The organism is Massilia sp. AB1 (assembly GCF_018119385.1).
GTDB lineage: Bacteria > Pseudomonadota > Gammaproteobacteria > Burkholderiales > Burkholderiaceae_D > Telluria.
In genome coordinates, this window is the sequence record NZ_JAGKSG010000092.1 from 1 (window position 1) to 3,755 (window position 3,755).

Below are 3,755 nucleotides of genomic sequence, written 5' to 3' on the forward strand. Positions count from 1 at the left end.
GGTCGCCGGGGCCGTTGGGGGGCCCAAACCCCCCCCCATCGGCCGGGAAGAATTACATCAGATCGGAGATCAGCTTGCCCAGGATGGCAATGCCTTCACGGATGCGTTCCGGCGGCACGGTCACGAAGGACAGGCGCAGGGTGTTGGTTTCCGGCTCGTTGGCGTAGAAGGGCGCGCCCGGCACGAAGGCCACGCGTGCGGCCAGCGACTGGTCGAGCAGCTTCATGGCGTCGATGTGCTTCGGCAGGGTCACCCAGATGAACATGCCGCCTTCGGGCTTGGTCCAGGTCACGCCGCTCGGGAAATGTTCACGCATCGCGTCCAGCATCACCTGGCACTGGTCGCCGTACAGCTTGCGGATGGTCGGGATGTGCTGGTCCAGGAAGCCGTCCTTGACCACTTCGTGCACGACCATCTGGGTCAGCTGGGCGGTGTGGAGGTCGGCGGCCTGCTTGGCCAGCTCGAGGCGGCGCACCAGCGGCAGCGGGGCGCACACGTAGCCGAGGCGGATGCCCGGGGTCAGGACTTTGGAGAAGGAGCCCATGTAGATCACGCCGTCCGGGTTCATCGCCACCATCTTCGGCGACGGCGCTCCCTTGTAGCTCAGGGCGCCGTAGGGATCGTCCTCGATCAGCGGCAGGCCCAGGCGGGCGCAGGTTTCCACCAGTTCCAGGCGGCGCTCGACCGACAGGCTGCGGCCGGTCGGGTTCTGGAAGTTCGGCAGCGAGTACAGCAGGCGCGCGCCTTTGGCGACGGCGTCGATCGACGAAGGCACCAGGCCGTGTTCGTCGGTGTCGACCGATTTGAATTCAGGACGGTAGACCGAGAAGGCCTGGAGCGCGCCCAGGTAGCTCGGGGTTTCCACCAGCACGCGGCTGCCTTCGTCGATCAGGACCTTGCCCAGCAGGTCGAGCGCCTGCTGCGAGCCCGAGGTCATGAGGATCTGTTCCGGCAGGATCCTGGAACCTTCCGTCGACAGCGAATTGGCAATCCATTCCCGCAGCGGGCCGTAGCCGTCGGTCGGGCCATACTGCAGCGCGACCTTGCCGTTATCGCTCAGCACCTTGTCGTAGGCGGTCTTCATGACCTCGACCGGGAAGGTGGCGGGCGACGGCAGGCCACCGGCGAAGGAGATGATCTCCGGACGCTGGGTGATCTTCAGGATCTCGCGGATGAACGAGCTTTGCAGCTGTTGCGCGCGTTCCGAGAACTGCCACTGGATGGGATTGGGATTTTCAATTTTCATTACTGTCTCACATGCTTGCAGGAAGGGAGGGGACGCCGAGTCCCGCGTGGGGTACCGGGCCATTATAAAGCACGCCGGATAGGCGGCTTCGTCAAGGCCGGGCCGGGTAGGCCCAGCCCATCATCAGGTTACTGCAACAGCTCGATCTTCAGGCGACTTCGACGATCATTTCGATTTCGACGCAGGTGCCGCGCGGCAGCGAGGCCACGCCGAAGGCCGAGCGCGCGTGCTTGCCGGCATCGCCGAACAGCTCGCCCAGCAGTTCCGAGCAGCCGTTGGTGACCAGGTGCTGCTCGTTGTATTCCGGGGTCGAGGCCACCAGGCTCATGACCTTGACGATGCGCTTCACGCGGCCCAGGTCGCCGCCCACGGCTTCCTGCAGGGTGCCGATCAGGTCGATCGCGACCGAGCGCGCGGCCGCCTGGCCGTCCGCGGTGGTCTTGTCCTTGCCCAGGATGCCGGTGTTCGGGCTGCCGTCGGCGTTCTTGGCGATGTGGCCCGAGATGAATACCAGGTTACCGGTCTGCACGTACATGACGTAGGCGGCAGCCGGGGTCGCCGGGGCCTGCAGGGTGATGTTCAGTTCTTTGAGTTTGTCGTAGACGGACATGCTATTTCCAGGTTGCGGTGGGTGAAGGCGATATTGTACGTCGTGACACGGGTGCTGGGTATTTTGCTAGCGTTATCAATCGTTTAACGAAGTCGCGCCGGATTTGTAATCACCGGCATTTAACAACGTCTTCCCCGCGAAGGCGGGGACCCAAGTTTGCTCGCACGGCGATTCACGTAGAACTTGGACCCCCGCCTTCGCGGGGGCGACGGAGGGGCGCGGAGAGTAGCTCTGAGAAGAGCGGCGCGTCGACATTCGCGCCAGTCAGCGGGATGCCAACGCGGGCAACGCCAGCCAGCCTTCCTTCCCGCTTCATCCGCATCGCCCCCGCCAGCGCCGCCGCCCCGGCCCCTTCCGCCACGTTATGCGTGCAGGCATACATCACCCGCATCGCCTCCGCCACCTCCTCGTCGCTCACCGCGATCACATCCTCCGCATACCGCAGCACCACCTCCAGCGACGCCGCATCCGGCGCCCGGCACGCCATCCCATCCGCCAGCACCGTGCTCACCGGCGCCTCGACCGCCTTCCCGGCCTGCCACGACAGCAGGTAGGCCGGCGCGTGCGCCGACACCACCCCCACGATCCGGGTCCGCAGCCCGAGCGCCTCGCGCGCCGCCACCGCCGCCGCGAAACCCGATCCCTGCCCGATCGGCGCCAGCACCAGGTCGAGCTCCGGCTGCGCGCGGAACAGCTCCAGCCAGTAGCTGGCCACGCCCGCCACCAGGTCCGGATGGTAGGATGGCACCATGTGCAGCCGTTCGCGGTCCGCCAGCGCGTACGCGAATTCGCGGCTCTCCTGGAAATCCTTCCCGTGCTCGATCAGCCGCGCCCCCAGCGCCCGCATGGCCGCATTCTTCTCGCGGCTGTTCCCGTGCGGGACCACGGCCGTCGCTTCGAGCCCGTTCCGGCGCGCCGCGAAGGCGATCGACTGCCCATGGTTGCCGCGCGTGGCCGCCGCCACCCCGCGCAGCCCAGGCTCGCGGCGCAGCAGGCGTTCCATGTACACCACGCCGCCGCGCAGCTTGAAGGCGCCGGCCGGGCCGTGGTTCTCGTGCTTGACCCAGGTTTCCAGGCCGAGCGCCTCGTCGAGCAAGGGCCAGCGGTACTGCGGCGTCGGCGGCATGGCGGTGTAGACGGTGCGGGCGGCGTTCTCGAGGTCGGCCAGGTCGGGCAGCATCATGGGAGATCCCTTCTATATAGTGGATTAGTGGCGAACCTGCATGCGGCGCGCCGCGAACACGACGCCGACCACGGCCAGCGCGAACAGGCAATTGACGAGGGTGAGCGCTTCGCCGAGCAGGACGGCGGCGCCGATCAGGCTCAGGAAAGGCTGCAGCAGCTGCACCTGGCCCACCCGCGCCACCCCGCCCAGCGCCAGGCCACGGTACCAGAAGAAGAAGCCGGTGAAGGTCGAGCCGAAGGTCACGTAGCCGAACGCGGTCCAGGCATGGAACCCGACCTGGCCGAGTTGGGCGAGCTGGGGCGCGCACAGCCAGGCCACCAGCGGCAGCAGGACCGGCACCGACAGCAGCAGCGCCCAGCAGATGACTTCCGGCCCGCCCATGCTGCGCGCCAGGCGTCCGCCTTCGGCGTAGCCCATCGCCGCCAGCGGCACCGCGGCCAGCACCAGCAGGTCGGCCAGGTGCAGCGAGCCGCCGCCCTGGGCGAGCGCGAAGGCGATCACCAGCCCCGCGCCGGACAGGGCCATCACCCAGAAGCCCTGCGACGGGCGCTCGTAGCCGCGCAGCGCGGCGTAGAGGGCGGTGGCGAGCGGCAGCACGCCGACCAGCAGCGCGCCGTGCGAGGCGGGCAGGGTGCGCAGGGCCAGCGAAGTCAGGAGCGGAAAACCGACGATGCAGCCGGCGACGACCAGCGCCAGCGGCCACCACGCGGCGC

At 67.9% G+C, this 3,755-nt stretch carries 4 protein-coding genes; all 4 read right to left on the bottom strand.

Features of this window, described 5'->3' with window-relative positions:
* Positions 1-52: 52 nt before the first annotated feature.
* Positions 53-1,246 carry a PLP-dependent aminotransferase family protein gene (locus tag J8847_RS23830; protein ID WP_211527171.1) on the bottom strand — a complete coding sequence of 398 codons (1,194 nt, stop codon included), beginning with the start codon at positions 1,244-1,246 and terminating at the stop codon, positions 53-55.
* Positions 1,247-1,394: 148 nt separating this feature from the next.
* Positions 1,395-1,856 carry a RidA family protein gene (locus J8847_RS23835; RefSeq protein ID WP_211527172.1) on the bottom strand — a complete coding sequence of 154 codons (462 nt, stop codon included), beginning with the start codon at positions 1,854-1,856 and terminating at the stop codon, positions 1,395-1,397.
* 172 nt (positions 1,857-2,028) lie between these two features.
* A complete protein-coding gene (locus J8847_RS23840) occupies positions 2,029-3,039 on the bottom strand; it encodes a threonine dehydratase (protein WP_211527173.1) in 1,011 nt (336 codons plus the stop codon).
* A 24-nt stretch (positions 3,040-3,063) separates the two neighbouring features.
* Positions 3,064-3,755: DMT family transporter (locus tag J8847_RS23845; protein ID WP_211527174.1), on the bottom strand; the 692-nt coding region annotated here is incomplete at its 5' end.

Coding starts and splice junctions, on each gene's coding strand:
- J8847_RS23830 (WP_211527171.1), bottom strand. CDS start 1,246: ATGAAAATTGAAAATCCCAATCCCATCCAGTGGCAGTTCTCGGAACGC.
- J8847_RS23835 (WP_211527172.1), bottom strand. CDS start 1,856: ATGTCCGTCTACGACAAACTCAAAGAACTGAACATCACCCTGCAGGCC.
- J8847_RS23840 (WP_211527173.1), bottom strand. CDS start 3,039: ATGATGCTGCCCGACCTGGCCGACCTCGAGAACGCCGCCCGCACCGTC.